The sequence below is a fragment of the Vibrio sp. 704 genome, from assembly GCF_033339295.1.
In genome coordinates, this window is the sequence record NZ_JAWOUH010000290.1 from 1 (window position 1) to 812 (window position 812).

The 812-nt window shown below is 50.0% G+C and carries 1 protein-coding gene; it reads right to left on the minus strand.

The window, feature by feature from the left end; all coding sequences use genetic code 11:
* On the minus strand, positions 1–812 hold an 812-nt coding region (rluD, locus tag R7R24_RS25980), incomplete at both ends, for a 23S rRNA pseudouridine(1911/1915/1917) synthase RluD (RefSeq protein WP_318120004.1).

The window sequence follows — 812 nt, forward strand, 5'->3', positions numbered from 1 at the left end:
GCTTCTGTCATAGCCACCATATCGTCTGGTACTGGAGCATGGAATTCCAGTTCTTCACCAGTTATCGGGTGTTGAAAACGAAGCATTACAGCGTGTAGCGCCTGACGATCAAAACCACGAATCATGTCCGTCAGTTCTTGCGATGCACCAGTAGGAATGCGTGCACGACCACCGTAAGCAGTATCACCTAACAGAGGATGCTGTAGGTAAGACATATGAACACGGATTTGGTGAGTACGACCAGTTTCCAAACGCAGACGGATACGCGTATGCTCACGGAAGTGCTCTGCTACACGGTAGTGCGTTACCGCAGGTTTACCCAAAGGAGCTACAGCCATGAGTGTGCGTTTAGTCGAGTGGCGACCAATTGGTTGATCCACTTTACCACCCGCTGTCATACGACCGATTGCAATCGCTTCGTACTCACGCGTGATGTTGCGTTTTTGCAGAGCACGAACCAAACGCGTTTGCGCAGGAACGGTTTTCGCCACAACCATCAGACCTGTGGTGTCTTTATCAAGACGATGTACGATGCCCGCTCGCGGTACTTCTGCGATGTCTGGGTAATGATGTAGCAATGCATTCAGCACGGTACCATCTGGTGTACCAGCACCAGGGTGAACGACGAAGTCACGAGGCTTATTGATTACGATGATGTCATCATCTTCGTAGACGATATCTAGTGGGATATCTTGCGCTTCCCAGCGTTCTTCATCTTCCAGCTCGGCTTGCAAAGTAATTTCCTCACCACCCATAACTTTGGTGCGAGGTTTAGTGACAACTTCACCATTCACCTGAACTTTCCCGTCCAG